This is a genomic window from Streptacidiphilus jiangxiensis (assembly GCF_900109465.1).
Lineage (GTDB): Bacteria > Actinomycetota > Actinomycetes > Streptomycetales > Streptomycetaceae > Streptacidiphilus > Streptacidiphilus jiangxiensis.
The window spans coordinates 185,678-211,364 of sequence record NZ_FOAZ01000002.1 but is presented as its reverse complement, the minus strand read 5'-3'; the positions used below and the strand labels follow the sequence as shown (position 1 = coordinate 211,364).

Here is a 25,687-nt window from a genome sequence, read left to right as displayed (position 1 = left end):
TACGTTGGGCGAATGCATTCGATCAAGGAATTCGCCGACCTGTCTCCGACCACCCTGGCCGACGTCGTCGGCGCCGGCCAGGTGATGGACCTGGGCATCCGCCCGTTGAAGGAGGCCGCGCAGACCCTCGACGACTGGCAGGCGGACCACCGGGCGCGCATCGACGTCGCGCTCGCCGAGGCAGGCTTCAGCGCGTAGCCGGCGGGGTCAGCTCGCCGGAACCGCGCGGCACGAGACGGGTGCGGACGACGACCTGCTGCGCCGCCGCCGTCTCTCCGCGCAGGCGGCGGAAGAGGAGCTCGGCGGCGGTGCGGCCCATCAGAGCCGGGTCCTGCGCCACCACCGTGACCGGCACCGCCAGCAGGTCGGCGAGTTCGAAGTCGTCGAAGCCCACCAGCGCCGGGCGCTCCACCCGTCCGGCCAGTTCGCGCAGGACCGCGACGGTGGTGCGGTTGTTGCCGCACAGCAGCGCCGTCACCGGCTCGGGGCCGGTGAGCATGCGGGCCAGAGCGAAGCGCAGCTCCAGCGGGTCCGGGCGGCCCATGGCGACCCACGGCTCCTCGACGGGGCAGCCCGCCGCGGCCATCGCCTCGCGGTAGCCGGCCAGACGCTCCGCGGCGGTGTAGATGTCCGGCGCGTCGCCGAGATAACCGATCCGGCGGTGGCCCTGCCGCAGCAGGTGCGAGGCACCGGTGGCGGCGCCGGTGCGGTTGTCGGCGAGAACGGTGTCCACGTCCAGGCCGGGCATCGGCCGATCCACGCTGACCATCGCCGTTCCGGCCGTCAACTCCGGTGCGAGGTAAGCGTGGTCGGCCGAAGTGGGGACCACCACCAGTCCGTCGACCCGGCGCGCACAGAAGCCCAGGGCGAGTTCGCGTTCGCGCGCGGAGTCCTCGGCGGAGGAGCCCGTCAGCAGCAGCGAGCCATGGGCCCGCACCACCTCCTCGACCGCCCGGCTCAGCTGTGAGTAGAACGGGTCGGCCACGTCCTCCAGCAGCAGTCCGACGCTGCCCGTCCGGGCGCCCTGGCGCAGCAGCCGTGCTCCGTCGTTGCGGCGGAATCCCAGCGCGTCGATCACGGAACGGACCCGGCGCGCGGTGTCCTCGCTGACCCCGGGCTCGCCGTTGACGACACGGGAGACGGTCTTGAGCCCGACCCCCGCCGCCGCGGCCACGTCCTTCATGGTGGGCCGGACCGGGGGAGCGGGGCGGAAGCCGGGACGATCCGTGCTGGCTGGCATCTGCGGCCACCGACCCCTCCGGGAAGCGTGCGGGAACACCCGACGGCGCCCAGCATAGACAACGTTGCCCGGGAAGAGGAGGGATGATTCATCCTGCCAAAGGGATTGACGTTCCGTCAGCTTGCGGGTGCAATCGACCCACGACGACAACGTTGTCGCACGGAGGAGGTGGGCCGTGACGGAGCCGTTGCTGGAAGCACGCGGCGTGGTCAAGCGGTTCGGGCACGTGCAGGCGTTGCAGGGCGCCGACTTCCGCGCCCACGCGGGCGAGGTCGTCGCCCTGGTCGGCGACAACGGAGCGGGCAAGTCCACGCTCGTCAACGTCCTGTCGGGCGTCGTCGCCCCGGATGCGGGCGAGATCCTGCTCGACGGGAGGCTCGTCCGCTTCTCCGGCCCCCAGGACGCCCAGCGGCTGGGTGTGGAGACGGTCTACCAGGACCTCTCCCTGGCGCAGGACCTGGACGCGCCGACCAATCTCTACCTGGGTCGGGAGCTGCTGCGCGGCGGACTGCTGGGGCGCCTCGGGGTGCTCGACCGGACCACGATGCGCCGCGAGGCGGTGCGCGCCTTCGCGGAGTTGGGCGTCACGCTCAAGGACCCGTCCGCACCGGTGGCGACGCTCTCCGGCGGCCAGCGGCAGTCGGTCGCGGTGGCGCGCGCGGTCGCCTTCGCCCACCGTGTCATCTTCCTCGACGAACCGACGGCGGCGCTCGGCGTCGTCCAACGGGCCCGTGTGCTGGACACCGTGCGCCGCGTCGCCGAACGCGGCATCGCGGTCGTGTTGATCAGCCACAACATGCCGGAGGTGCTCTCGGTGGCGGACCGCGTGGAGGTGCTGCGGCTCGGTCGCCGGGTCGCTTCGCTCCGCGCCGCCGACACCACCATCGAGGAGCTGGTCGGCGCGATGACCGGCTCCCTGGACCGCGAACAGGCTGCCGCCGCGGTCGTCGGCGGCGAAGAGGACGCGCGCGGCGAGGAGGAGGCGCGATGACCACGACCGGTGCCACCGACCGGGAACCCGACGACCGGCCGCCGGACTCGCTCGCCGGCCCGACTTCCGTGTCTCGCGACGCCTCGCAGGGTGCTGCATCAACGGCTGCTCCCGCGCCCGGGGCCGGGCGTCCGGCCGCCCCGGCGGCGCCCGCCACCGTCCCCGCGCCCACCGCGGCGGCGCGGCCGCTGCTGCTCCGCGCCGCCTCCGTCAGCGAGGTGTGGACCTTCCTGATCCTCGCCGGGCTCGTCGTCTTCTTCACCCTCGCCGCGCCCCGCACCTTCTTCACCACCTACGACCTGACCCAGATCGCCGTCAACGCCGCCATCTACCTCGTCCTCGGCGTCGGTATGACCTTCGTCGTCATCACCGCCGGCATCGACCTGTCGATCGGCTCGGTGCTCGTGCTCGCGGCCGTCGCCGCGGGCGAGTACAACATCCACCACGGCGGCGCCGACGCCGGCTGGTGGACGGTCGCCGTCTGCGCGCTGATCGCGCTGGGCGTGGGCGCGGCCTGGGGCGCGTTGCAGGGGCTGGTGGTCGCCACCGGCAAGGTGCCGCCGCTGATCGTCACCCTCGGCGGGCTCGGCGCGGCACTCGGCATCGCCGAGCTGGCCACCGGCGGCCAGGACCCCGCCGACGCGGCCGCCGCGCACCTGCAGAACAGCCTCGGGTACGGCAAGCTGCTCGGCATCCCCTGGCTGGTGATCCTCGCCGCCGTCGTCACGTTGGCCTTCGGGCTGTTGCTGGGCACCACGCGCTTCGGCACCCACACCTTCGCCATCGGCTCCAACCCGGCGGCGAGCCGCCGCGCGGGCGTCGCGGTGGGCCGACACCTCGTCAAGGTGTACGCGCTGATGGGCCTGCTGGCCGGGCTCGGCGCGGTGATGTGGCTGGCCTCCTACGGCACGACCTCGATCGCGGGGCACTCCACCGACAACCTGCGGGTGATCACCGCCGTGGTGCTCGGCGGCACCAGCCTCTTCGGCGGTCGCGGCTCCGTGCTCGGCACCGTGATCGGCGTCTTCATCCCGGCGGTGCTGACCACCGGACTGATCGTCATCGGCGTCCAGCAGTACTGGCAGGACGTGGCGGTGGGCGTGGTCCTGGTCGCCGCCGTCCACCTCGACCAGATGCGCCGCCGCACGCGCGAGCGCACCTGAAGCAGCAGAGAGGAGAACCACCATGTCGAAACGACGCACTGTGCTGGTGGTCGCCGGCGCGGCCCTCGTCCTGGCCACCACCGCGGCCTGTTCGTCGAGCGCCAACGGTCCGGGCAGCACCGCCCAGAAGAAGATCACGCTGATCACGGGCGTGAAGAGCGACCCCTTCTACATCACCATGACCTGCGCCGCACAGGCGGAGGCGAAGGCCAGGGGCCTGGCGTTCACCGCCGACGGCTCCGCGCAGTGGGACGTCTCGGTGCAGCGCCCGCTGATCGACTCCGTGGCCGCCGCCCGTCCGGACGGCCTGATGGTCTCGCCGGTGGACACCGAGGCGCTCACGCCCTCGCTGAAGCAGATCCAGTCCTCGGGCACGAAGATCGCGCTGGTCGACACCTCGGTGACGGACCCGTCCGTGGGCATCACCCGGATCTCGTCCGACAACGAGAAGGGCGGCCAGGTCGCCGCGGACGCACTCGCCCAGCAGATGGGGGAGAGGGGCTCCGTCATCGTCATCAGCGTCAAGCCCGGCATCTCCACCACGGACGCCCGGATCAAGGGCTTCACCGAGGAGATGGCCAAGTATCCGAACATCAAGGTGCTGCCGACCCTCTACGACAACGACCTGCCCGCGACGGCCGCCTCGCAGATCCAGTCGACGCTGGCCGCCCACCCGGACCTCGGCGGTGTGTTCGCGGGCAACACCAACACCGGCCAGGGCGTGGCCACGGGCCTGTCCCAGGCGGGCAAGCAGGGCCAGGTCAAGGTCGCGGCCTTCGACGCCGAACCTGACGAGATCACGGCGCTGAAGAACGGCACGCTGCAGGTCCTGGTCGCCCAGGACCCGGCCGCGATCGGCACCCAGGCCGTCGACCAGCTGGCCGCCGCGCTGGCCGGCAAGCCGGTGCAGGCGTCGATCGGCACCACGATGGTCGCCATCACCAAGGACAACCTGAGCGACCCGCAGATCGCCAAGTACGTCTACAAGGCCTCCTGCTGACCACGACGTGCACGCACCGGGCCCCGACTCCACGGGAGTCGGGGCCCGGCGGCGCGGTCGTGCCGGATCAGCCGAACATGCCCGGCACGTAGTCGCCCGCCGGCTGGCGGTTGATCACGTTGATCCGGTTGTACGCGTTGATGACCGCGATCAGGCCGATGAGCGCGGCCAACTGCTCCTCGTCGTAGTGCTTGGCCGCGGCCTCCCACACCTCGTCGGAGACGCCTCCGGCCGCGTCGGCGATCCTGGTCCCCTCCTCGGCCAGCTCCAGCGCCGCTCGCTCGGCCTCGGTGAAGATCGTGGCCTCGCGCCAGGTCGCCACCAGGTTGAGGCGGACGGAGGTCTCCCCGGCAGCGGTGGCGTCCTTGGTGTGCATGTCGGTGCAGAAGCCGCAGCCGTTGATCTGGCTCGCCCTGATCTTCACCAGCTCCTGCGTGGCGTGCGGGACACCGGAGTCGTGGACCACCTTGCCCGCGGAGTTGATGTACTTGAAGAAGGAGGCGCCGATGCTGCTGCCGAACAGGTTCAGACGCGGTTCCATGGTGATCTCCTCGGTCGTTCTCTTTCGTTGCTCTCACAGGTATGACAATCGGCGCCGGGGGAGTGTGACAGCCGCGGGAGAGAATTTTTCGGAGCCGGTCAGCCGCGCGTCAGCTGCTCCGCGAGCACCGACGGCAGGCCGGTCCAGTCGCAGGAGACGAAGGAGGCGTGCGCGGCGGCCAGTTGCGCCACCCGCGCCGTCGCGTCGGCGGCGGTGGGGGTCGTGTCGGAGAGGGCCGGGGTGACGTTCTGGGCGTCCGTCATCACCAGCAGGTAGTGGTTGGTGTCGTACCAGGACGTGTCGATGCCGCCGTTCACGAAGGCGTGCGCGTCGCCGTCGAAGACCACGAACCAGGGGCGCAGGCTCGCGTCCGAGTAGCGGGTACGCGGGTCGCCGGAGGCGGCGCCGAGGACCGAGGGGAAGACCTGCGCGTCGCCGAGGTGGCCGGAGGACTGCAGCGCGGCGAGGTGCTGGGCGTACTCGGTGTCCGTCCAGAGGTGGTCGAACGGGTTGTTCATCTCGAAGGTGCCCGGGATCGCCTCGAGGATCACCTTGCCCGCAAGGGCGGAGCGCGTCGGCCAGGCGTTCGCGCGGGCGGCCGCGTCGAGGCTGGGGTAGCCGGCCATCAGGTCGGCCGGGCGGTAGACGTCCGTGCCCAGGTGGGTCTGGACGAGCGAGTCGAGCTGGGTGGGGCCGAGGCCGACGGTGGCGTCGAAGCCCGCCTTCATCTCCAGCTTGATCATGATCGGCGGGTGCCCGGGGTGCGCGGCCAGCCAGATCCGGATGTCGTCCAGGCAGCTGCCCAGGTCCTTGTTGGCCCCGCCCCGGTAGAGGTCGGCGGCGCTGCTCGCGTCGACGCAGTTGTTGCTGTTGCCGAGCGGGTTGGTGTGGCTGACCTTCCACTCGTGGGTGAACGGGTCGACCCAGGTGTCGAGTTCGATCAGCGAGGCGCCGGTGTCCAGCGCCTGGGCGAGGTAGGGGAAGGCGCTGGTGTCGTTGTAGGTGTTGTGCAGGCCGACGGAGGTGCCGGCGGCGAGCGAGAGGTCGCCGGTGTCGCGGGTGGCGGCGACGGCGGGGCCGCCCGGCAGGGAGAGCGGGATCAGGCAGGCTGCGGCGGTCAGCAGGCAGGAGACGAGACGACGCGGGGCGACCATCGGTCCTCCGGGGTCACGGAAGGGGAGGGCCGACGTCCTCGTCGGCCGCGCGCAGTCTTGGCATGCACGCGGCGGCATGCTGTCACCCGCGGGTGGCCCGCGGGTGACGGTTCGTCAAAGTGCGGCTTACCGAGGCGGCAGGACCGAAAGGACGCGCTGCACGAAATCCCGGAAGTCGCTCATGTAGTCCGTGAGGAACTGCTGCGTGGTCGGGTCGGTGACCTCGCCGTCGTCGTTGAACAACCCCGGGGCGAACTGGATGTAGGCCTCGGGCGCGTTCATCTGCGGCGAGTTGCAGAAGCTCAGGATCGAGCGGAGGTTCTGCTGGGCGACGGCGGTACCGATCTTGCCCGGTGAGGTGCCGATGACGGCGGACGGCTTGTGGGTGAAGGAGTTGGTGCCCCATGGCCGGCTCGCCCAGTCGATCGCGTTCTTCAGGCTGCCGGGGATGTCGCGGTTGTACTCCGGCGTCACGAAGAGCACCGCGTCGACGGCGGCGATCGCGTCCTTGAGGGCGCGGCCCTCCGGCGGGTAGTCGGCGTCGAAGTCGTGGTTGTAGAGCGGGAGGTCCTTGATCGGGATCTCCCGGAACGCCAGCTCCGGTGGTGCGACGCGGATCAGCGCGTTCGCCAGGACGCGGTTGATCGACTTCTGGGACAGGCTGCCGACGAAGTAGCCAACGGTGTACGTGCTCATGCGCCGCACGCTAGCCCGCGGGCTCGGCGGCGGCGATCGGGGAGAGCCGTTCGAGCGCTTCGTGGAAAGGGGGTTGCGCGCAGAGGCTAATGGCATTAGCTTAATGGCTAACGGAAGAAGCCGTAGGACGAAGGAAGACCGCAGAGGCGGGCGCCAAGAAGGAGGCGGGCACCATGAGCGAGACCCTGATCCCCAGCACGCAGTACCTGACCGTGAACCACGCCGGCGGCACCGGCCGGATCGCCTACGACGACAACGGTGCCGCAGGACCGCTCGTCGTGCTCATCCCCGGCATGGGGGACAACCGGACCACCTACCGGTTCGTCGTGCCCGCGCTCACCGCGGCCGGCTACCGGGTCGTCACTACGGACCTGCGCGGCGCGGGGGAGTCCGACGCGACCTTCACCGACTACACCACCACCGCCGTCGCCGGTGACCTGCGCGCCCTGATCGCCCACCTCGACGCCGGACCGGCCCTGCTGGTCTCGAACTCCTACTCCGCCGGAGCCGGCGTCATCGCCGCCGCCGACGAGCCGGAGGCCTTCGCCGGGCTCGTGCTGACCGGCCCGTTCGTGCGCACCGCCGAGCAGAACCTCGTCGCCAGGCTCGGCACCGTCGTCGTCGGCCGGTTCGGCCCCGCCTGGATGGCCTTCTGGACGACGCTCTTCGCCACCACCAAGCCCGAGGACTTCGCCGACGCCAAGGCGCGCCTTGCCACGCAGATGGGCGAGCCCGGCCGGATGGCCGCGCTGCGGGCCATGTTCGCGAGCGGCCACGACGCCAGCGAGCGGCGCCTGCGCGAGATCAAGGAGCTGGCCCTGCCGGTGCAGGTGGTCATGGGCAGCAAGGACCCCGACTTCAAGCCGAACCCGCAGGACGAGGCCGAGTGGATCGTGGACCACGCCGGTGGCGAGCTCGTCATGGTCGACGGAGCCGGCCACTACCCGAGCGCCGAGGCCCCGCAGGCCGTGATCGACGCGCTGCTCCCCTTCGCCGCCAAGGCCTTCGGTGCCCAGGGCTGAGGGAGCCAGGACCAGGGCCGGGCTCACGCCCGCCCTCGTCCTGGACGCGGCCCTCGCGGTCGTCGACGAGCAGGGAGCGTCGGGTCTGACCCTGGCCGCCGTCGCCGCCCGCACCGGCGTGGCCACCCCGTCCCTCTACAAGCACGTGCAAGGCCTGCCGGAGCTGCGCCGCCAGGTCGTCGCGCGGATCTTCGACGAGCTGGGCGCGGACCTCGCCCAGGCCGTCATGGGACGCAGCAGGGACGAGGCCGTCGCCGCCGTGCTGCGCGCCTACCGCGCCTACGCCGGCCGCAACCCGCGCCGCTACGCGGCGCTGCCGCAGGAGGCCGACCCGGTGCTCGCCGAGCTCGCCGCCCCGGTCATGGAGCCCCTCTTCGCCGCGCTGCGCGGCTTCGGGCTCGCCGACGGCGCCCTGGTGGACGCGGTGCGTTGCCTGCGCGTCGTCGCGCACGGCTTCGCCTCGCTGGAGAGCACCGGCGCGTTCGCGCTCCCGGAGGCGCTGGACCACACCTACGAGCAGATGATCGCGCTCTTCCTCGCCGGGCTGAAGCAGGCCTTCCCGGTCGAGGCCTGACGGCATGGACCACCGTACGGACACGGCTCAGATGGTGACGATGCCGTTCGCGGTCGCGAAGTCCACCGAGACCAGCCCGGGTTCCTCGTCGTCGACCCAGGTGACGTCGATCTGGTCCAGCGGGTGGTCGGCCGGCTCGCCGAGGAACTCGGCGATCGCGGCGGCGTCGCCCGCGATGGCGAGGCCCTGGATGGTGCTGCCCGTCCGCGGATCGGCGCTCGGCCGCTCCTCGGCCGGGACCAGCCACTGCAGGAAGTACGGCAGTTGCGGGTCCTCCATCAGCTCCAGCAGCCCGATCTGCTTCCAGCGCAGGTCGAAGCCGTCCGGGCGGGCCCGGTGGCCGTCGGCGGCGGTGCGGCCCAACCGGGCCTCCACCGGCGTGATGTCGTCCACGGAGACCACCCAGCCGAGCCAGCCGCCGCCCTCCTCCGCACGCCGCGCGACGGCCTGTCCGAACGGCGCACGGTCGGCGGCCGGGTGGTCGAGGGTCGTCACGACCTCGACATAGGTGCCACCGGCCAGAGGCAGGATGAAGTTGCGGGTCCCGAAGCGCGGGTGCACGCCCCCGTCGACGAAGCCGGCCCCGAGGGCCGAGCCGATCCGCTGGACGGTCGAGACGAAGCTGCCGCGGTCCACCGCGTAGGAAACGTGATCAAGTCGCACCGCGCCATCATCACCCGGCCCGCCCGCGCAAGCGCGCCCGCCACGCCCGCGACCCTCGCACGTCAGCCTTGCCGGGGATCGATCATCGTCATCCCGGCCGGGGAGGCGTCGGCGACGCCCGGCAGCAGCGCGGCGGCCTCGGTGAGGCCGACGACCCGCTCGATCAGCCGCTGCGGCTGCAGCACCCCGCGTTCGATCAGCGCCAGCATCGCCGGGTAGTCGGCGGCGGCCATGCCGTGGCTGCCGAGCAGGTCCAGCTCCCAGGCGATGACGCGCGCCATCGGCACCCGCGGGTGGCCGTGGACCGGCGGCAGCAGCCCGACCTGCACGTGACGGCCACGGCGGCGCAGGCTCAGCACGGCGTCCGCGCAGGTCTGCTCGCTGCCGACGGCGTCCACGGCGACGTGGCTGCCGCCGCCGGTCAGGGCGTGCACGCGGGTCGGGACGCCGGCTCCGTCCGTCCCGTCGGCGGGTACGACGTGGTCCGCCCCGAGGGCCGTCGCCGCGTCCAGCGCACCCTGGTTCCGGTCCACCGCGACGACCCGCGCGCCGAGCGCCTTGGCGATCATCACCGCGCTGAGGCCCACCCCGCCGGCGCCGACCACCGTCACCCATTCGCCCGGCACGAGCCGTGCTCGCGCCGTCAGCGCGCGGTACGCGGTGGCGAACCGGCAGCCGAGGCCCGCAGCTGCCTCGAAGGAGACCCCCTCGGGGACGGCCACCAGGTTGGTGTCCGCCGCGTGCAGCGCGACGAGCTCCGCGAAGGAGCCCCAGTGGGTGAAGCCCGGCTGCTCCTGGTCCGGGCAGATCTGTGCGTCGCCCGACGCGCAGTACGCGCAGCGGCCGCAGCCGCAGACGAACGGCACGGTCACCCGGTCCCCGACGGCCCACCGCTCCACGCCGTCCCCGACCGCCGCAACCACCCCGGCCAGCTCGTGCCCCGGCACGTGAGGGAGCGCGACGTCCTCGTGCCCGGCCCACGCGTGCCAGTCACTCCGACACAACCCGGTCGCGTGCACCCGCACCACGACCCCGCCCAGGGGCGCGACCGGATCACCGACCTCCCGTACCTCGACCGGCTGCCCGACCCGGTCCATCACCACAGCGCGCACTCTCGACCTCCCGACCCGCCGACCCACCGGCTTCGACCCCGGCCAACCTACTGTCCCGTCGCCGGGACGCGTGCCCAGGGGATAAGCGATGCGCCGGGGTGAGGTCCGCCGGGGTCAGCGAGAACACCACGAGGTCCACGCGCCCGCCGTGGGTGACCCCCGCGTTGCGCAGCACGCCCTCCTCCTGGAACCCGGCCCGCTCCGCGCTCCGTCGCGACGCGATGTTGCCGGTGGCGGCCCGGAGCTCCACCCGCTCGAACCCTTGCGTGCACAGCGCCCAGCGCCCGACGACGCGCGCCGCCTCCGCGGCGACGCCGCGCCCGCGGGCCCACGGCGCCACCCAGTAGCCGACCTCGGTGGTTCGGGCCCGCCAGCTGGTCCTGCGCAGTCCGATCGTGCCGAGCAGACGGTCGGTGGCGGGGTCGGCGAGAGCGAAGTGGATGCAGTCGCCGGACTCCCGCAGCGCGTGCGCGGTGCGGGAGCACCACGCGGTCGCGTCGTCGAGGGTGTAGGGGTGGGGCAGCGGCAGCCAGGTCTGGGTCAGCTCGTCCGACGCGGCGCGCTGCGTGTCCTCGACGTCCGCGCGTGAGAATGAACGCAGGACCAGAGAGTCCGTCCGAAGGACGGTCTCCGGAAAGGTCGAAGGCAATCTCGTCTCCCCCCGTGGAGATCATCGGTAACCCAGGGGACGACGCTAGCAGCACCCGTTCCGGCCGCCACCCCGGAACGAGCGTGCGGGGCGTTCGCACACGGCGAATTCCCGACTGCTCGGCGCGCCCCAATGCCCTCGCCTCCTCCGTCGGCCAGACTTCGGACTGCTCGACCAGCCCGGAAGGATTGCCATGTCTGAGAACATCCACGCCGATCTCGACGCGAGCACGCAGGGAGCCGGAGGCTGCCCGGTCGTGCACGGGCGCGCGCCGCACCCGACGCAGGGCGGTGGCAACCGCCAGTGGTGGCCCGAGAAGCTGAACCTGAAGATCCTGGCCAAGAACCCGGCCGTGGCGAACCCGCTGGGCGAGGACTTCGACTACGCGGCCGCGTTCTCCGCGCTGGACCTGGCCGCCGTCAAGCGTGACATCGGCGAGGTGCTGACCACCTCGCAGCCGTGGTGGCCGGCCGACTTCGGCAACTACGGCCCGTTCATGATCCGCATGGCCTGGCACAGCGCGGGCACCTACCGCATCCGTGACGGCCGCGGGGGCGGCGGCACCGGCCAGCAGCGCTTCGCCCCGCTCAACTCCTGGCCGGACAACGCCAGCCTGGACAAGGCCCGCCGCCTGCTGTGGCCGGTGAAGAAGAAGTACGGCAAGGCGCTGTCCTGGGCCGACCTGATCATCCTCACCGGCAACGTCGCCCTGGAGGACATGGGCTTCACGACCTTCGGCTTCGGCGGCGGGCGCGTCGACGCCTGGGAGCCGGACGAGGACGTGTACTGGGGCCCGGAGACCACCTGGCTGGGCGACGAGCGCTACACCGGCGACCGGCAGTTGGAGAACCCGCTCGGCGCGGTCCAGATGGGTCTGATCTACGTCAACCCCGAGGGTCCCAACGGCAACCCGGACCCGATCGCCGCGGCCCGCGACATCCGCGAGACCTTCTACCGGATGGCGATGAACGACGAGGAGACCGTCGCGCTGATCGCGGGCGGTCACACCTTCGGCAAGACCCACGGCGCGGGCCCCGCCGACCACGTCGGCGCGGACCCCGAGGACGCGCCGATGGAGCAGCAGGGGCTCGGCTGGAAGTCCAGCTTCGGCACCGGCGTCGGCAAGGACGCGATCACCTCCGGGTTGGAGGGCATCTGGACCAACACGCCCACCACCTGGGACAACAGCTTCTTCGAGATCCTCTTCGGCTACGAGTGGGAGCTGTTCCAGAGCCCGGCCGGCGCCCACCAGTGGCGTCCCAAGGACGGCGCGGGCGCCGACACCGTGCCCGACGCGTTCGACCCGAACAAGCGGGTCGCCCCCACGATGCTGACCACCGACCTGTCGCTGCGGTTCGACCCGGTCTACGAGCCGATCTCGCGCCGCTTCCACGCCGACCCGGCCGCGTTCGCGGACGCCTTCGCCCGGGCCTGGTTCAAGCTGACCCACCGCGACATGGGCCCGATCGCCCGCTACCTCGGCTCCGAGGTGCCGGCGGAGCAGCTGCTGTGGCAGGACCCGATCGCGGCCGACTCCCGCTCGCAGATCGACGCCTCCGACGTCACCAAGCTGAAGGCGGCCATCGCCGAGGCGGGCCTCACCGTCTCCCAGCTGGTCTCCACCGCCTGGGCCTCGGCCGCCTCCTTCCGCGGCAGCGACAAGCGCGGCGGCGCCAACGGCGCCCGGATCCGGCTCCAGCCGCAGGCCGGCTGGGAGGTCAACGACCCGGACCGGCTGGCCGTCGCGCTGCGTGCGCTGGAGAACGTCCAGCAGGCGTTCAACGCCACGCTCTCCGGCGGCAAGCAGGTCTCCCTCGCGGACGTCATCGTCCTCGCGGGCGGCGTGGGCGTGGAGCAGGCCGCGCAGGCGGCCGGCCACAGCGTCGAGGTGCCGTTCACCCCGGGCCGCGGCGACGCGACCCAGGAGCAGACCGACGTCGAGTCCTTCGCCGCGATGGAGCCGGTCTCCGACGGGTTCCGCAACTACCGGGGCAAGGGCGACCTGCTCGGGTCGGAGTACCTGCTCCTGGACAAGGCCAACCTGCTGACGCTCTCCGCGCCGGAGCTGACCGTCCTGGTCGGCGGACTGCGGGTGCTGGGCGCCAACCACCAGGACTCGCCGCTCGGTGTCCTCACCGACAGGGTGGGGACGCTCAGCAACGACTTCTTCGTCAACCTCCTCGACCTGGGCACCTCGTGGACCCCGGTGGCGGAGGATGCAACCACCTTCGAGGGCCGCGACGCCTCCGGCAAGGTCAAGTGGACCGGCAGCCGCGCGGACCTGGTCTTCGGCTCCAACTCCGAGCTGCGCGCCGTCGCCGAGGTCTACGCGAGCGACGACGCCGAGGAGAAGTTCGTCACCGACTTCGTCGCCGCCTGGGCCAAGGTCATGGACCTCGACCGCTACGACGTCGCCTGACCGTCGGCCCGAACCGCACCGCCCGAGCGCCCCGTCCCCTCAGGACGGGGCGCTCTCGCACAGCAGCGCCGCGCGCAGGTCGGTGCGGTCCTCCAGACGGGACAGGTTCCGGCCCGTCAGTTCCTCGATCCGGCGCACCCGGTAGTGCACGGTGTTCACGTGAACGTGGAGCGCCTGCGCGGCCCGGGACCAGGAGCCGTCCAGGTCCAGGAAGACCGCGAGGGTGTGCAGCAGCGACACGGAGTTGACGCGGTCGTGGGCGAGGAGTGGTCCGAGCAGCCGCTCCCGGTAGGCCGCCCGCACCTCGGCGGGGACGCCGCGCAGCAGCGCGGCCAGTGAGCCGAGCGAGCCGCTCCCGGCCACACCGCCGGCCGGTCCGGCGGTTCCGGTGGCTCCGGGGCCGGGTCCGGGTCCGGCGGCGAGGATCCACTCGGCCTGGGCGAGCGCCGCGCGCAGGGTGGGCAGGGTCGGTGCCACGTCGGGCCCCACGGCGGCGCTGAGCTCCGGCCGTTCGGCCTGGTCGCCGTGCTCGGTCTCACGGGGTTCGGTCCGGGGCGGGACCGGGGCCGCGAGCACGGCGCGCAGCCGCGGCCAGGCGCGTTCGAGCGCGGCCAGGACCTCGGCCTCCGGCGCCGCGCACAGACCCGTCGCGCCTCCCGGCTCGGCGGCGGACCGGTCCGGGTCCGGGGCGACGACGAACGGCGCCCCCGTCCCCTGCAGCGCCTCCGCCAACGCCGCCGCCGCCCACGACGCCGGACCGCCGGACGCCCGGGCCACCACGGGCGTCATGGCGGCCTGCTCCGGCAGGCCGCAGGAGCGCAGCGCCTCGCCGAGCTCGGCGGCCGAGCCCGCGCCGTCCCGGCCCGGGCCGGGTGCCGCCGAGGCACGCAGCAGGTCCACGACGCGCGTGCCGCCCTGGCGCTGCGCGGCGGCGGTCGATCGGTTGCGCGCGGCCAGCGGCGCCAGCAGCTCGGCGAGCCCCCGCAGCACCGCCGCCGCGGCGGGGCCCGGCTCCGCGTGCGGCACCAGCAGCCAACCGTCGAACGGCGTCACACCCGGCCGGCCCACGGGCAGCGCCCAGCGCGCTGCGGTCCGCGTGGAGGCCGTCCCCGGCGTGGACGTCCGCGGGACCGCCGTGCGCGGGCGGGGAGGCCTGGCCCGGCCCGCCGTTTCGGAGTTCCCGTGCGGCCGGCCCGCCGGGACGGCCCTGCCCGGCGCCCACTCCGCCGGATCGGAGCCGCCGGGCTTCCGGCCCGCCGCGTCCGGGACGCCGAGCCGCCGCCCCGCCGTGTCGTCGCTGCCGAGCATCCCGCCGGTCCGGTCGGCGTCGCCGGGTGGGCGTCCGGCCGGATCGGAGCTGCCGAGCAGCCGTCCCGCCGTCGTGCGCAGCGAACAGTGCGGCAGGCCCAGGTCCGAGACCGCGCGCGCCAGGACCGTGGACGGCTCCGCACCGGCGTGGAGCAGGGCCAGCAGCTCGCGGCTGACGGCCGCGGGGAGCGCGGCCGTGCCCTCGGCCTGGTGCTGCAGGTCGCCCCAGAGCCGCAGGTAGACGCGGTCGGTCACGGCCCGGAAGCTGGTCCCGGCCGGCACGGTCAACAGCGGGATGCCGTGCCGGCGGCACGCGTCGGCGAGCTCGGCGGGAACGGTGCCGTGGGTGCCCTCGCCGGCCAGCAGCGCCGCGGCCTCCGCGCTGCGCAGCGCGGTCGCGAACCGGCCGGCCGCCTGTGCGGCGGCCACCGGGTCGGCAGCGAGGTCGTCGGGGCGCCACCAGACCAGACCGGTGAGCACCAGCTCGCCCTGACGCAGGTACCGGGCGGGGTCCTGCAGGTCGGTCGAGGTGACCCCGGTGACCTCCCGGGCCAGCAGCTCAGGCGTGGCCCAGGCCACCTCGATCCGCAGGTCCTCCAACCGCAGCAGATCCCCGACGATCACGTGTGGTGCTCCTTGCCGTCCGCGCCGGTTCCGGGTCTCGCGGCAGCGAGGAGGAAGTGCGCCAAAGCATCGTAGATGCGAGCCTTCTCCGCCGTCGTGCCTGTCTACTGCGTGGACAGCACCGGCCCGCACCCAGGGGGATTCAAACAGGGGGACCGCGCCCGCCACGACTGGTGGGGAGCACGGAGATCACCACCGCGGACTGGAGGATCCACCAACGCCGCGGGACCGTCGGAGCCTGGTGTCCGCGCGGGACGAGGCGCAGGATGGTGATCACGCGTCCCGCCCGGGACGGACCGGAAGGAGCTCTGCCGTGACGTCGCCGTTGACCGCCCTGGGCGTCTCCCTCCCCGTCCTGGCCGCCCCGATGGCGGGCGGGCCCACGACGCCGGCGCTGGTGGTCGCGGTCGCCGAGGCGGGCGGGCTCGGCTTTCTCGCGGCGGGGTACAAGACGCCGGAGGCCATGGACGCGGAGGTGACGGCGGTGCGTGCGGAGGGTGTGCCGTTCGGCGTCAACCTCTTCGTCCCCAACCCCGTTCCCGTCGACCCGGAGGCGTTCCGTCGTTATGCCGGCGCCCTCGAACCCGAGGCCCGCGCGCTCGGTGTGCCGACGCAGGCGTGGGGGAGCGCGATCGTGGAGGACGACGACGCGTTCGCCGCCAAGATCGACGTGTTGCGCGCCGCGCCCGTCCCGGTGGTCTCCTTCACCTTCGGCGTACCCAGGCCGGCCGTGGTCGCGGCACTGCGTGGGACCGGGACGTTCGTGCTGCAGACCGTCACCTCCGCCGCCGAGGCGCGGGTCGCGGCGGACGCGGGCGTCGACGGGCTGGTGGTGCAGGCGTCCGCCGCGGGTGGGCACTCGGGCACGTTGACCCCGGCCGTCGTCCCGGCCGCCGTGCCGCTGCCCGACCTGGTCCGGCAGGTCCGCTCCGCCGTCCCGCTGCCGGTGCTCGCCGCGGGCGGCGTGGCCACTGCGGAGGCGGTGACCGAGGCGCTGGGCGCCGGTGCGCTGGCCGTCGCGGTGGGCACGGTCCTGCTCCGCTCCGCCGAGGCCGGTACCTCCGCGCCCTACCGCGCGGCGCTCGCCGACCCGACCCGGCGCGGGACCGTGGTCACCCGTGCCTTCACCGGCCGCCCGGCGCGCGCGTTGCGCAACACCTTCACCGACCGGCACGACACCACTGCGCCCGGCGGCTATCCCGCCGTGCACCACCTCACCGGCCCGCTGCGCCGCGCGGCGACGGCGGCCGGCGACCCGGAGTGGATCAACCTGTGGGCCGGGACCGGCCACCGCCACGCCACGGACGAGCCCGCCGCCCGCATCCTCGCCCGCCTCGGCTCGGGTGTGTGACCCTGGATCAGCCGGAGAGCGGAGCGAAGAGGAGCAGAGGATGCGTGCCGACATCGTGCCGGGTGGGGTCTTCCCCGACTACGAGCTGACCGACCACACCCGCACCAGGCGCCGTCTGAGCGACCTGCAGGGCGGCGACCCGCTCGTGCTGATCCTCTCCCGGGGCCACTTCTGTCCCAAGGACCACCAGCAGCACCTGCAGATGGCGGCGCACTGGTCCGAGTTCGCGGTCGCCTACACGCAGGTGGTGACCATCGCGACGGACAACCTGTTCGAGCTGAACGAGTTCCGTGCCTCGGTCGGCGCGCAGTGGACCTTCCTGTCCGACGTGGGGCGCAAGGTCCAGCAGGACCTGGAGATCCAGGAGTACACCGACCCCCACCACAACCCGATGATCCCGCACACCCTGGTCCTGAAGCCGGGCCTGGTCGTCCACAGCGTCTACAACGGCTACTGGTACTGGGGCCGCCCTTCCGTCGAGGACCTCCGCCGCGACCTGCGCGCCGTCACCCGGGACATCCGCCCCGACTGGGACCCCACCCTCCCGGAACTGCGCGCCGCCTGGGACGCGGGCGACCACTCCCGGCACTACCCGTACAAGCAGTCCTAGGTCGAGCAGTCGGGGTCGAGCGTCCCGCGCTCGTCCGTGGTGCTCATCGGGCGGGGGTGGACTCGATTCTCTGTGTCATGCGGCGGATCCTGGCAGCCCTCGTCCGCCCGGCACAACTGAAAATTCGAGGTGTCCTGCGGCGCTCCCGCCGTTCGTCCAGAGGGTGACGGACGAACGGAACGAGGAGGTCGTGATGAGGTACCTGTTGCTGATCGGCAGTGACGAGAGCGCCATGGGCGCGCTCAGCCCGGAGGAGGGGGCGGCCGTGCTGGCGGAGTACGGCGCGTTCGGGGAGGAGATGGGACAGCGGGGCGTCCTGCGCGGCGGGGAGCGCGTGCGGCCGAGCGCGGAGGCGCGGACCGTGCGGGTGCGCGACGGGGAGGTGCTGGTGGCCGACGGTCCCTTCGCCGAGACGAAGGAGCAGCTCGGCGGGTTCTACCTGGTCGACTGCGGGGGCCTGGACGAGGCGGTGGAGGTCGCCTCGCGGATTCCCGGGGCCCGGACCGGTTCGATCGAGGTGCGGCCGATCTGGGAGCGCGACGCGTGACACGTGACGTGTGACGCCGGCGCGTGCCGTGGCCCGGCACGGCCTCGGCGCCGGGCGGCGACGCTGCCGCCCGACGCCGAGGGGCTCGGCGGGGCTCAGAGGCTCGAGGCTCAGAGGCTCGGGGCTCAGAGACTCAGGAGAACGTGACGTCGTAGGTCGAGGGGCCGGTCTGGGTGAAGTTCACCTGGCCGGAGAGCTTCTTGTAGTAGCCGGTCCCGCCGGTGACGGCGCCGTCGAAGTGGATCGGGTACTTGGCCGCGAGGCCGGGGCGCGGGGCGGCGGCCTCGAAGGCGATGGTGCCCTTGTTGCCGTGGATCAGGCGGATGACCCCGGCGCAGAAGATCAGGTCGGTGCGCAGCGAGATCGAGTCCTTGTTGCACAGGTCGTAGACCATGCCCACCTGCACGGAAGGCCTGCCGGACCTGACGATGCCGACACCGCCGAAGGACTGGGGATCGCCGGAGAAGTCGAGGTGGAGCACCTGCGCGGGTGGCTTCCACTGCGGCGCGGGTGCCGCCGAGACGGCGGAGGTCGCGGCGGTGAGCACGGTCGCCGTCAACGCGGCGAGGGTCCAGATCTTCTTCGACGTCAGAGTGCGTAGCACGCCGTCCTCCTGAGGCATCACGCCCAGGCCCGACGCCGGCGCGTATCTTCAGGAAAGACGACAAACCGTCCGCGGTCGGCCATCCGACGCGGTGCGCCCGCCGGAATCCCTCGTTTGCAGCCATGGCGACTCGCCGGTCATGCGCGCAGGGCGGCGTCGCAGGTGGCGCAGACCCACGGGGTCAGGTTGGCGGGGTACCAGTGGGCGCCGGGGGAGTCGGGGTGGTAGCTGTGCTTCTCCAGGGCGGCCGTGTCCTGGCCGCAGAGGGTGCGGTCGGCCGGGTCGTCCGGAGTCTGCGGATCGGTCGGCGCCGCGTGGACGGCGCGGAGGCCGCCGACGACCCAGGTCTTCCCGTCCAGGTCCGGCCGGTGGCCGGCCTGCGGCTCGATCAGCACGATGATGCCCACCCCTCCACGATCGCGCGCCCGGGCGGCGCGCGCATCATGAGGCCCTGGGCCGTGCCGGTCGGCGTCACCCCAGGTCGTCGCCCAGCGAGGTGAGCAACGTGCGCAGGGTGTCGACGAGGGCCTCGGTGCGGGGTGCGTCGAGGCCGGACAGGACGCGCTGCTCGGTGGCGAGGTGGTCGGGCAGGGCGCGGTCGATGAGGGCGTGGCCCTCGGGGGTGAGCGCGACGTCGCGGCTGCGGCCGTCCGCGTCGCTCAGGGTGCGGGTGACCAGGCCGCGTGCCTCCAGCCGGTCCAGGCGCTGGGTGATCGCGCCGGAGGTGACCATCGCGGACTGCATCAGGGCGGTGGGGGTGAGGCGATAGGGCGGGCCGCTGCGCTTGAGCGTGGCGAGGACGTCGAAGGAGGCGGCGTCGAGGTCGTGCGCGGCGAAGGTCCGCTTGAGTTCGGCCTCGACGAGGCGGCTCAGCCGCTTGAGCCGACCGATCACCTCCATCGGGGAGATGTCCAGGTCGGGGCGCTCGGCCGCCCACTGCTGCACCACGCGGTCCACATGATCTGCCACGCGACCAGGGTAGGTGATGGCGAACAGATGCCTTAGCGCTGAGGCAGATGTCTTAGCGATGAGATATATTGCCTTAGTGCTAAGAAATCGCTTCGGCATCGTGCTGCTCACCGCGCTCGCCCCCGCCATCTGGGGGTCGACCTACCTCGTCACCACCCAGTTGCTGCCGCCGGGGCGACCGCTGCTGGCCGGCGTGCTCCGGGCCGTGCCCGCCGGGCTGCTGCTGGTCGCACTGACCCGGCGCCTGCCGCAGGGCAGTTGGTGGTGGCGCTCGCTCGTACTGGGGACGCTCAACATCGGGGCGTTCTTCGCGCTGCTCTTCGTCGCCGCCTACCGCCTGCCCGGAGGGGTCGCCGCCACCGTCGGCGCGGTCCAGCCGCTGCTGGCGGCCGGACTCTCGACCGCCCTGCTCGGCGAGCGGCTCTCCCCGCGGACGTTGCTCGCCGGGATCGCGGGCGTGGGCGGGGTCAGCCTGCTGGTGCTCCGGGCCGGTGCCCGCCTGGACGGGCTCGGCGTGGCCGCGGCCCTCGGCGGGGCGGTGGTGATGGCCACCGGCGTCGTCCTGGCCAAGCGCTGGACCTCCGACGCGCCCCTGCTGGCCACCGCCGGCTGGCAGCTCACCGCGGGCGGGCTGGTGCTCCTCCCGGTGGCCCTGCTGGTCGAGGGTGCCCCGCCCGCGCACCTGACCGCGGCCAACCTGCTCGGCTACGCCTACCTCGGCCTGGTCGGGGCCGCGCTCGCCTACGCGCTCTGGTTCCGCGGCCTGCGCGCGCTCACCCCGACCTCCGTCACCTTCCTCGGACTGCTGAGCCCCGTCGTCGCCACCGCCCTGGGCTGGCTCGCGCTCGGCCAGCGACTCACCCCCGTCCAGGGGCTGGGCGCGCTGATCGTGCTGGGCGCCCTGCTGACGGCCCAGCTGCGCCGCGGCGCGCCCCGGTTGCCGGGCCCCAGGGGTGGTGCTGAGCTGGAGGGCATGAAGGCGAACACAGGAGATCGCTTGCGGTTCCTCGGTCACCACGTGGGCACCCCGGACCGCTACGGACGGGTCCTGAAGGTCCTCGGACCCGACGGGGACCCGCCGTACCTGGTCGAGTTCGACGACGGCCACCAGGCCGAGGTCTACCCCGGCTCCGACTGCGAGCTGGAGCACGCCAAGAAGGAGTGACCGGTCGGTCGCGGGTCGGCGCTCAGCGGCTCACGCGGCGTCGGCTCACGCGGGCGTCGGCTCACGGGCGCGTCGGTTCGCAGGGACGTCGGCTCACAGGTACGTCGCGTCCGGGCGGATCGTCTCCACGCGCGGCCGAACCGATCGGCCGCCGGAGCGGGAGCCCGGCCTGATCCGCACCGTCGCCCCGGGTCCGACGTCCGCGTCGCGGCCGTCCGGGAGCGTCACCCGGTAGGGCGGCGCCGCGCCGTCCGCCTCCGCCGACACCTCGGAGTTCTGTCCCATCAGCCGGTTGCCCTTGGCAGGTTGCATCCCGACCGCCTCCCTTTCCGGATCCCGGGCGACGACGAAGTCGAGCCACACCAGTCTAGGAGCGCCATGGCCACCCCGCAGAGCATCGTCGCACCGACCGGCGCGCGTGCTGCCGTCCTCCTCGTCGCGACCGTCGATGTCGGCGGCGAGCAGGCCGTCCGCGACCTGCTGGCGGACCTGGCGGGAGTGGTGCGCTCGGTCGGGTTCCGCGTCCCGGACGGCGGGCTCGCCTGCGTCGCCGGGATCGGCTCCGACGCCTGGGACCGTCTCTTCGACGGCCCGCGCCCGCGTGAACTGCACCCGTTCCAGGCGCTGGACGGCCGCGTCCACCGCGCCCCGGCGACGCCCGGCGACCTGCTCCTCCACATCCGCGCGAAGCGGGCGGACCTCTGCTTCGAGACCGCCCGCCTGATCACCGACCGGCTGGGCGAGGCGGTCACGGTCGTCGAGGAGGTGCACGGATTCACCTACTTCGACGAGCGCGACCTGCTCGGCTTCGTCGACGGCAGCGAGAACCCGCAGGGCGCCGCGGCCATGACGGCCGTTCACATCGATGACGAGGATCCGGCGTTCCGCGGCGGCAGCTACGTCGTCGTGCAGAAGTACCTGCACGACCTGGCCGCCTGGGAGGAGCTGCCCACCGGGGAACAGGAGCGGGCGATCGGCCGGACCAAGCTCGCCAACGTCGAGTTCCCCGACAAGGACAAGCCCGCCGACGCGCACGTCGCGCTCAACTCGCTCGCGGACGAGGACGGGCGTCAGCTGCAGATCCTGCGCCAGAACATGCCCTTCGGTGCGGTCGGCAGCCGCTCCTACGGCACCCTCTTCATCGGCTACGCCCGAACGCCGGCGATCACCGAACGGATGCTGCGGAACATGTTCCTGGGCGACCCGCCCGGCACCACCGACCGCATCCTCGACTTCTCCACGGCCGTCAGCGGCGGCCTCTTCTTCGTCCCGAGCGCCGACTTCCTGAACGGTTCCCGTTGACCTGCAGACCTGCTGTCGGCGTCGGTTCCTCGCCGCTCAGCCGAGCGACGCCAGGTGCGCCTTGTAGCCGGCGCCGAAACCGGTCGGGGTGCCGTCGTAGGAGCTGATCAACGCCGGGCCGCTGCCGCAGGGCCAGGTGTTCCAGGTCCAGGCGAGGTAGGAGACGCCGATGCTGTCCAGGTAGGGCAGCAGCGAGTCCAGGTAGCCGTGCGCGCAGTCGTTCTCACCCAACTCGCCGGTGACCAGCGGCACCTTGGCCGCCACCGGCGCGATCTGCGAGCTCCAGCAGGAGCTGTTGCTGCAGGTGTTGAAGTTGTACGAGTGCCACGAGGCGACGATGTTCCCGGTCGGGTCGTAGGGCTCGTAGGTCAGCCACTGGGTGAGGTCGTTGGCGTAGGCGAGACCGCCCGCCATCACCACGTTGGTGGCGCCGGTGCTGCGCACCGCGTTGTCCATCGCCTGCATCCCGGCCACGGAGTAGCCGATGCCGGGGCAGGAGCCGCCGTTCAGCCAGCAGTTCCAGCCGCTGCTCTCGCTGCCCGTCGCGCGCTCCGGGTAGGGCTCGTTGAACAGGTCGAAGACCACCGCGTCGTCGCCCTTGAAGGTCTGCGCCACCGAGGTCCAGAACGGCACCGCCCCGGCGGCGTCCGGCATCGGCTTCTGGCACACGGCGGTGGCGCCGGAGCAGCCGGAGGAGTTGCCGGTGTAGACGCCGTCCGTCCAGTGCAGGTCGAGGACGACGTCCAGGCCGTTCTGCTCCAGCAGCGCCACGTAGGCCTTGATGGCGGCGATGTAGTTGGCGCCCGCGTAGGCGGCGGCGACGCCGTTGGTGCCGAGCCAGCAGTCCTCGTTGAGCGGCACCCGCACGGCGTTGATCTTCCAGGAGGTCATCGCGCTGACGGAGGTCTGGTCGACGGGCCCGTCGAAGATGCCGGTGCCCTGGACACAGGCGAACTCCGGCCCGGAGCGGTCGACCCCGTGCAGGGTGACGACCCGTCCGCTCGCGTCGACGAGGTGGTTGCCGGAGACGTGCAGCGCCGGTGCGGGGCCGCCGGGTGTTCCGGTCGAGGTGGGGCTCGGGCTCGGGCTGCTGCTGGAACTGCTGCCAGGGCTCGAGCTGGGGCTGGCACTCGGTGACGGCGAACCGACGGCGCCGCCACTCCCACACGCCAGGCCGTTGACGGTGAACGCCGTCGGTGCGGTGTTGGTGCCCGAGTAGCCGAAGTTGGCGTCCGTCGTGTACGAGGCGCCGGCGGCGATCGTCGCGGCCCAGCTGGGGGCGGTGACGGTCACGGCGTTGCCGGACTGGCTCCAGGTGCCGTTCCAGCCGGACTGGAGCGTCTGGTTGCCGGAGTAGCCGTAGCCGAGGGTCCACGAGGACAGCGGCGCGCTGCCGGTGTCCGTGATGGTGATCGCGGCGGTGAAGCCGCTGCCCCAGTCGTTGCTGACGGCGTAGCTCACGGTGCAGGCCGCCGGTGGTGCGGCGGCGGTCGCGGTGAGCGGGACGACGGCGGCGGTGAAGCCGCCGAGCGCGGCGGCGACGGCCGCGAATCGGGCACGGGGACGCATGGCAGGCACACTCCTTGACGACGGGTTCGGTGTGCTCCCTGCGCTGCCCGGCCGTCACCGTAGCGGAGTGGAGGCCGCGGTGACAGCCCCGTGCGCCACTCGGCATGGAAGTTTCCTGAACACCGACAAGACTCTTGACGGGGTGTCAGTCGCTGCCAACGATTGGGAGCGCTCCCAAGTGCTGTCCCTGCTCACTTCCTCGCCTGCCCGCCGTAGGCGTGCACACACCAACTCCCCCAGATGGAACCGCTCCCAGCAGAGAAAGGCATCCACCGTGGCGCATCCACCCCTGCGCAGACGCCGCCGGATCGCGGCCGTGGCCGCGACGCTCGGCATGGCCTGGCTCGTCGTCCCGCTCGCGACCGCGCCGGCCGCCCATGCCGCCGTCACCCATGTGGCCAACCCCTTCGTCGGGGCCACCCCGTACCTCAACCCGGACTACGTCAAGGAGGTCACCACCCAGTCCACCGCCGACGGCGGGACCCTGGGCGCGGCCGAGGGCAAGGTCGCCGGCTACCAGACCGCGATCTGGATGGACCACATCGGCGCCATCGCCGGCGACAGCACCCACCTCGGCCTCCAGGCCCAACTGGACGACGCCGTGGCCGCCGGGGACAATCTCTTCGAGGTCGTCATCTACGACCTGCCGGGCCGCGACTGCGCCGCGCTCGCCTCCAACGGCGAGATCCCGGCCACCGCCGCCGGGCTCACCGAGTACGAGTCGCAGTACATCGACCCGATCACCGCGATCCTCGGCAACAGCAAGTATGCCAACATCCGCATCGCCGCGATCATCGAGCCGGACTCGTTGCCGAACGCCGTCACCAACCAGAGCAAGGCCGCCTGCCAGACGGCCACGCCCTACTACGAGACCGGCGTCGAGTACACGCTGAACAAGCTGCACGCCATCCCGAACGTCTACGACTACCTGGACATCGGCCACTCGGGCTGGCTCGGCTGGTCGAGCAACATGAGCCCGGCCGCGCAGGAGTTCGCCAAGGTCGCCAAGGCCACGACGGCCGGCTTCGCCAGTGTCGACGGGTTCGTCAGCGACACCGCCAACACCACCCCGCTGGACGAGCCCTTCCTGCCCAACTCCACGCTCCAGGTGGGCGGCAACCCGCTCGACTCGGCCAAGTTCTACCAGTACAACCCCGAGTTCGACGAGCACCACTACGACGAGGACATGCACGCCGCGCTGGTCGCCCAGGGCTTCCCCAGCAGCGTCGGCATGATCGTCGACACCTCGCGCAACGGCTGGGGCGGATCGGCCCGACCCACCGCGCTCAACTCCACGCCGACCACGGTCGACGCCTACGTGGCCGCCAACAAGGTCGACCAGCGGCCGTTCCGCGGTGACTGGTGCAACGTCAACGGCGCGGGCATCGGCGCGCGGCCGCAGGCCCAGCCCTACGGCAGCAGCGACCCGATCATCGCGTTCATCTGGGTCAAGCCGCCGGGTGAGTCGGACGGCGACTACCCGACCGCCACGCACACCCACGGTGACCCGCACTGCGACCCCAACGGCACCCAGACGGACGGCAACGGCGGCACCTATCCGACCGACGCCATCCCCGGCTACGACGTCCCCGCCGGGCAGTGGTTCGCCGCGCAGTTCCAGCAGCTGGTCGGCAACGCCTACCCGACCCTCGGCGCCTCCAGCGGCGGCGACACCACCCCGCCGAGCGTGCCGACCGGCCTCACCGTCACCGGCACCACCTCCAGCAGCGTCTCGCTGTCCTGGACCGCCTCCACCGACAACGTCGGCGTCACCGCCTACAACGTCTACCGGGGTGGCACCAAGGTCGCCACGGTGACCAGCGGCACCACGTACACCGACACCGGCCTGACCGCCTCGACCGGCTACAGCTACACCGTCACCGCCCAGGACGCGGCGGGCAACGTCTCGGCGGCCTCCGCCGCCGTCACCGCCACCACGGCCGCCTCCAGCGGCGGCGGCACCGGCGGCGGAACGGGCGGCGGAACGGGCGGCGGAAGCAGCGGCTGCACCGCCGCCTACACGATCAGCAGCGACTGGGGCAGCGGCTTCAACGCCAACGTCACCGTCACCAACACCGGGACCGCCGCCACCACCGGGTGGAAGGTCACCTGGACCTTCGGCGGCAACCAAACGGTCTCCAACATGTGGAACGCCACGGACACCCAGAGCGGCGCGGGTGTGACGGCCACCAACATGTCCTACAACGGCGCGATCGCGGCCGGAGGCAACACCAGCTTCGGCTTCGGTGCGACCTACAGCGGCAGCAACGCCGTACCGACGCTCACCTGCACGGCCTCCTGACCGGCTCCGGGGGCCCGCCGCCACGGTGGCGGGCCCCCGGAAACGTCATCCCCGCGCCAGGTGTGGCGACTTGACGTCATCTCACATGATCGAATCTACTCTCGGACGAGGA

Annotated in this window: 26 protein-coding genes; 13 read left to right on the top strand and 13 right to left on the bottom strand. The window is 72.6% G+C overall.

Going from position 1 to position 25,687, the window contains the following annotated elements; translation table 11 throughout:
• The first annotated feature begins 12 nt into the window (after positions 1–12).
• Entirely contained in the window at positions 13–198 is a 186-nt protein-coding gene (locus BMY61_RS47410; RefSeq protein WP_042448622.1) for a hypothetical protein, read from the top strand.
• On the opposite strand, the gene BMY61_RS04390 is transcribed toward BMY61_RS47410, so the two are convergent.
• Complete coding sequence (locus tag BMY61_RS04390) at positions 188–1,240, bottom strand: LacI family DNA-binding transcriptional regulator (RefSeq protein ID WP_042448619.1); 1,053 nt, start codon at positions 1,238–1,240, stop codon at positions 188–190. The two genes, BMY61_RS47410 and BMY61_RS04390, sit on opposite strands and share 11 nt — an antisense overlap.
• A 175-nt stretch (positions 1,241–1,415) precedes the next feature.
• On the opposite strand from BMY61_RS04390, the gene BMY61_RS04385 reads away from it, so the two are divergent.
• From BMY61_RS04385 to BMY61_RS04375, 3 genes are read left to right on the top strand one after another with little or no spacing between them, the layout of a single operon-like run.
• Positions 1,416–2,231, top strand: coding sequence for an ATP-binding cassette domain-containing protein (locus BMY61_RS04385; protein ID WP_042448616.1), 816 nt, complete (start codon positions 1,416–1,418; stop codon positions 2,229–2,231).
• The gene (locus BMY61_RS04380) at positions 2,228–3,394 is read left to right on the top strand and encodes an ABC transporter permease (RefSeq protein WP_236656048.1); all 1,167 of its coding nucleotides are present in this window, start codon (positions 2,228–2,230) and stop codon (positions 3,392–3,394) included. Before BMY61_RS04385 ends, BMY61_RS04380 begins: the two co-directional genes overlap by 4 nt.
• Before the next feature lie 22 nt (positions 3,395–3,416).
• Positions 3,417–4,394, top strand: coding sequence for an ABC transporter substrate-binding protein (locus tag BMY61_RS04375; RefSeq protein WP_042448614.1), 978 nt, complete (start codon positions 3,417–3,419; stop codon positions 4,392–4,394).
• A gap of 67 nt (positions 4,395–4,461) precedes the next feature.
• On the opposite strand, the gene BMY61_RS04370 is transcribed toward BMY61_RS04375, so the two are convergent.
• The 3 genes from BMY61_RS04370 to BMY61_RS04360 all read right to left on the bottom strand — a co-directional run bounded on the left by BMY61_RS04370 (position 4,462) and on the right by BMY61_RS04360 (position 6,785).
• Positions 4,462–4,935 carry a carboxymuconolactone decarboxylase family protein gene (locus BMY61_RS04370; protein ID WP_042448611.1) on the bottom strand — a complete coding sequence of 158 codons (474 nt, stop codon included), beginning with the start codon at positions 4,933–4,935 and terminating at the stop codon, positions 4,462–4,464.
• A gap of 98 nt (positions 4,936–5,033) precedes the next feature.
• A complete protein-coding gene (locus BMY61_RS04365; protein WP_042448608.1) occupies positions 5,034–6,089 on the bottom strand; it encodes a phosphatidylinositol-specific phospholipase C domain-containing protein in 1,056 nt (351 codons plus the stop codon).
• A 126-nt stretch (positions 6,090–6,215) separates the two neighbouring features.
• Complete coding sequence (locus tag BMY61_RS04360) at positions 6,216–6,785, bottom strand: NADPH-dependent FMN reductase (RefSeq protein WP_042448605.1); 570 nt, start codon at positions 6,783–6,785, stop codon at positions 6,216–6,218.
• Positions 6,786–6,958: 173 nt separating this feature from the next.
• Between BMY61_RS04360 and BMY61_RS04355 the strand changes: the two genes are divergently transcribed.
• Together BMY61_RS04355 and BMY61_RS48295 are read left to right on the top strand one after the other, a co-directional pair.
• The gene (locus tag BMY61_RS04355) at positions 6,959–7,807 is read left to right on the top strand and encodes an alpha/beta fold hydrolase (protein ID WP_042448602.1); all 849 of its coding nucleotides are present in this window, start codon (positions 6,959–6,961) and stop codon (positions 7,805–7,807) included.
• On the top strand, positions 7,794–8,381 hold the full coding sequence (locus BMY61_RS48295; RefSeq protein WP_042448599.1) for a TetR/AcrR family transcriptional regulator: 588 nt from the start codon (positions 7,794–7,796) through the stop codon (positions 8,379–8,381). The genes BMY61_RS04355 and BMY61_RS48295 overlap by 14 nt, the downstream gene beginning before the upstream one ends.
• Before the next feature lie 27 nt (positions 8,382–8,408).
• Here BMY61_RS48295 and BMY61_RS04345 read toward each other — a convergent pair whose 3' ends face one another.
• The 3 genes from BMY61_RS04345 to BMY61_RS04335 form a co-directional block, all read right to left on the bottom strand.
• Positions 8,409–9,044: a VOC family protein gene (locus tag BMY61_RS04345; protein ID WP_042448597.1), complete on the bottom strand. Its 636-nt coding sequence runs from the start codon at positions 9,042–9,044 to the stop codon at positions 8,409–8,411.
• Between the two features lie 62 nt (positions 9,045–9,106).
• Positions 9,107–10,156, bottom strand: a complete 1,050-nt coding sequence (locus BMY61_RS04340) for a zinc-binding dehydrogenase (protein ID WP_042448594.1) — start codon at positions 10,154–10,156, stop codon at positions 9,107–9,109.
• A complete protein-coding gene (locus tag BMY61_RS04335) occupies positions 10,098–10,805 on the bottom strand; it encodes a GNAT family N-acetyltransferase (RefSeq protein WP_063773261.1) in 708 nt (235 codons plus the stop codon). The genes BMY61_RS04340 and BMY61_RS04335 overlap by 59 nt, the downstream gene beginning before the upstream one ends.
• 193 nt (positions 10,806–10,998) lie before the next feature.
• Between BMY61_RS04335 and katG the strand changes: the two genes are divergently transcribed.
• Positions 10,999–13,224, top strand: a complete 2,226-nt coding sequence (gene katG, locus BMY61_RS04330) for a catalase/peroxidase HPI (protein WP_075003750.1) — start codon at positions 10,999–11,001, stop codon at positions 13,222–13,224.
• Positions 13,225–13,263: 39 nt separating this feature from the next.
• On the opposite strand, the gene BMY61_RS04325 is transcribed toward katG, so the two are convergent.
• Positions 13,264–15,156 (bottom strand): helix-turn-helix domain-containing protein, encoded by a 1,893-nt coding sequence (locus tag BMY61_RS04325; RefSeq protein WP_075003749.1) that lies wholly within the window; start codon positions 15,154–15,156, stop codon positions 13,264–13,266.
• A 313-nt stretch (positions 15,157–15,469) separates the two neighbouring features.
• Between BMY61_RS04325 and BMY61_RS04320 the strand changes: the two genes are divergently transcribed.
• From BMY61_RS04320 to BMY61_RS04310, 3 genes are all read left to right on the top strand, one after another.
• A complete protein-coding gene (locus BMY61_RS04320; RefSeq protein WP_042448587.1) occupies positions 15,470–16,507 on the top strand; it encodes a nitronate monooxygenase in 1,038 nt (345 codons plus the stop codon).
• A 40-nt stretch (positions 16,508–16,547) separates the two neighbouring features.
• A complete protein-coding gene (locus tag BMY61_RS04315; protein WP_052438756.1) occupies positions 16,548–17,117 on the top strand; it encodes a peroxiredoxin family protein in 570 nt (189 codons plus the stop codon).
• Between the two features lie 193 nt (positions 17,118–17,310).
• Complete coding sequence (locus BMY61_RS04310; protein ID WP_042448865.1) at positions 17,311–17,664, top strand: YciI family protein; 354 nt, start codon at positions 17,311–17,313, stop codon at positions 17,662–17,664.
• Positions 17,665–17,797: 133 nt separating this feature from the next.
• Here BMY61_RS04310 and BMY61_RS04305 read toward each other — a convergent pair whose 3' ends face one another.
• The 3 genes from BMY61_RS04305 to BMY61_RS04295 all read right to left on the bottom strand — a co-directional run bounded on the left by BMY61_RS04305 (position 17,798) and on the right by BMY61_RS04295 (position 19,237).
• Entirely contained in the window at positions 17,798–18,268 is a 471-nt protein-coding gene (locus BMY61_RS04305; RefSeq protein ID WP_042448584.1) for a hypothetical protein, read from the bottom strand.
• A 137-nt stretch (positions 18,269–18,405) separates the two neighbouring features.
• Complete coding sequence (locus BMY61_RS04300; RefSeq protein ID WP_052438755.1) at positions 18,406–18,675, bottom strand: hypothetical protein; 270 nt, start codon at positions 18,673–18,675, stop codon at positions 18,406–18,408.
• 64 nt (positions 18,676–18,739) lie between these two features.
• Positions 18,740–19,237, bottom strand: coding sequence for a MarR family winged helix-turn-helix transcriptional regulator (locus BMY61_RS04295; protein ID WP_042448581.1), 498 nt, complete (start codon positions 19,235–19,237; stop codon positions 18,740–18,742).
• A 76-nt stretch (positions 19,238–19,313) separates the two neighbouring features.
• Here BMY61_RS04295 and BMY61_RS04290 point away from each other — a divergent pair, with 76 nt between their 5' ends.
• On the top strand, positions 19,314–20,402 hold the full coding sequence (locus BMY61_RS04290; RefSeq protein WP_236656047.1) for an EamA family transporter: 1,089 nt from the start codon (positions 19,314–19,316) through the stop codon (positions 20,400–20,402).
• A 93-nt stretch (positions 20,403–20,495) separates the two neighbouring features.
• Here BMY61_RS04290 and BMY61_RS04280 read toward each other — a convergent pair whose 3' ends face one another.
• Positions 20,496–20,714: a hypothetical protein gene (locus BMY61_RS04280; protein ID WP_143094160.1), complete on the bottom strand. Its 219-nt coding sequence runs from the start codon at positions 20,712–20,714 to the stop codon at positions 20,496–20,498.
• Positions 20,715–20,780: 66 nt separating this feature from the next.
• On the opposite strand from BMY61_RS04280, the gene BMY61_RS04275 reads away from it, so the two are divergent.
• Complete coding sequence (locus BMY61_RS04275; RefSeq protein WP_042448575.1) at positions 20,781–21,704, top strand: Dyp-type peroxidase; 924 nt, start codon at positions 20,781–20,783, stop codon at positions 21,702–21,704.
• Positions 21,705–21,740: 36 nt separating this feature from the next.
• On the opposite strand, the gene BMY61_RS04270 is transcribed toward BMY61_RS04275, so the two are convergent.
• Positions 21,741–23,273, bottom strand: a complete 1,533-nt coding sequence (locus BMY61_RS04270; RefSeq protein WP_042448572.1) for a cellulase family glycosylhydrolase — start codon at positions 23,271–23,273, stop codon at positions 21,741–21,743.
• A 274-nt stretch (positions 23,274–23,547) separates the two neighbouring features.
• Between BMY61_RS04270 and BMY61_RS48290 the strand changes: the two genes are divergently transcribed.
• A complete protein-coding gene (locus BMY61_RS48290; RefSeq protein ID WP_042448568.1) occupies positions 23,548–25,575 on the top strand; it encodes a glycoside hydrolase family 6 protein in 2,028 nt (675 codons plus the stop codon).
• The last annotated feature ends 112 nt before the right edge of the window (positions 25,576–25,687 follow it).

Bases quoted from the DNA above. Each gene is read 5' to 3' on its own strand.
- BMY61_RS04375 (WP_042448614.1), top strand. From the start codon at position 3,417: ATGTCGAAACGACGCACTGTGCTGGTGGTCGCCGGCGCGGCCCTCGTC.
- BMY61_RS04360 (WP_042448605.1), bottom strand. From the start codon at position 6,785: ATGAGCACGTACACCGTTGGCTACTTCGTCGGCAGCCTGTCCCAGAAG.
- BMY61_RS47410 (WP_042448622.1), top strand. From the start codon at position 13: ATGCATTCGATCAAGGAATTCGCCGACCTGTCTCCGACCACCCTGGCC.
- BMY61_RS04390 (WP_042448619.1), bottom strand. From the start codon at position 1,240: ATGCCAGCCAGCACGGATCGTCCCGGCTTCCGCCCCGCTCCCCCGGTC.
- BMY61_RS04280 (WP_143094160.1), bottom strand. From the start codon at position 20,714: ATGCAACCTGCCAAGGGCAACCGGCTGATGGGACAGAACTCCGAGGTG.
- BMY61_RS04370 (WP_042448611.1), bottom strand. From the start codon at position 4,935: ATGGAACCGCGTCTGAACCTGTTCGGCAGCAGCATCGGCGCCTCCTTC.
- BMY61_RS04275 (WP_042448575.1), top strand. From the start codon at position 20,781: ATGGCCACCCCGCAGAGCATCGTCGCACCGACCGGCGCGCGTGCTGCC.
- katG (WP_075003750.1), top strand. From the start codon at position 10,999: ATGTCTGAGAACATCCACGCCGATCTCGACGCGAGCACGCAGGGAGCC.
- BMY61_RS04380 (WP_236656048.1), top strand. From the start codon at position 2,228: ATGACCACGACCGGTGCCACCGACCGGGAACCCGACGACCGGCCGCCG.
- BMY61_RS04315 (WP_052438756.1), top strand. From the start codon at position 16,548: ATGCGTGCCGACATCGTGCCGGGTGGGGTCTTCCCCGACTACGAGCTG.
- BMY61_RS04365 (WP_042448608.1), bottom strand. From the start codon at position 6,089: ATGGTCGCCCCGCGTCGTCTCGTCTCCTGCCTGCTGACCGCCGCAGCC.
- BMY61_RS04310 (WP_042448865.1), top strand. From the start codon at position 17,311: ATGAGGTACCTGTTGCTGATCGGCAGTGACGAGAGCGCCATGGGCGCG.
- BMY61_RS04270 (WP_042448572.1), bottom strand. From the start codon at position 23,273: ATGCGTCCCCGTGCCCGATTCGCGGCCGTCGCCGCCGCGCTCGGCGGC.
- BMY61_RS04355 (WP_042448602.1), top strand. From the start codon at position 6,959: ATGAGCGAGACCCTGATCCCCAGCACGCAGTACCTGACCGTGAACCAC.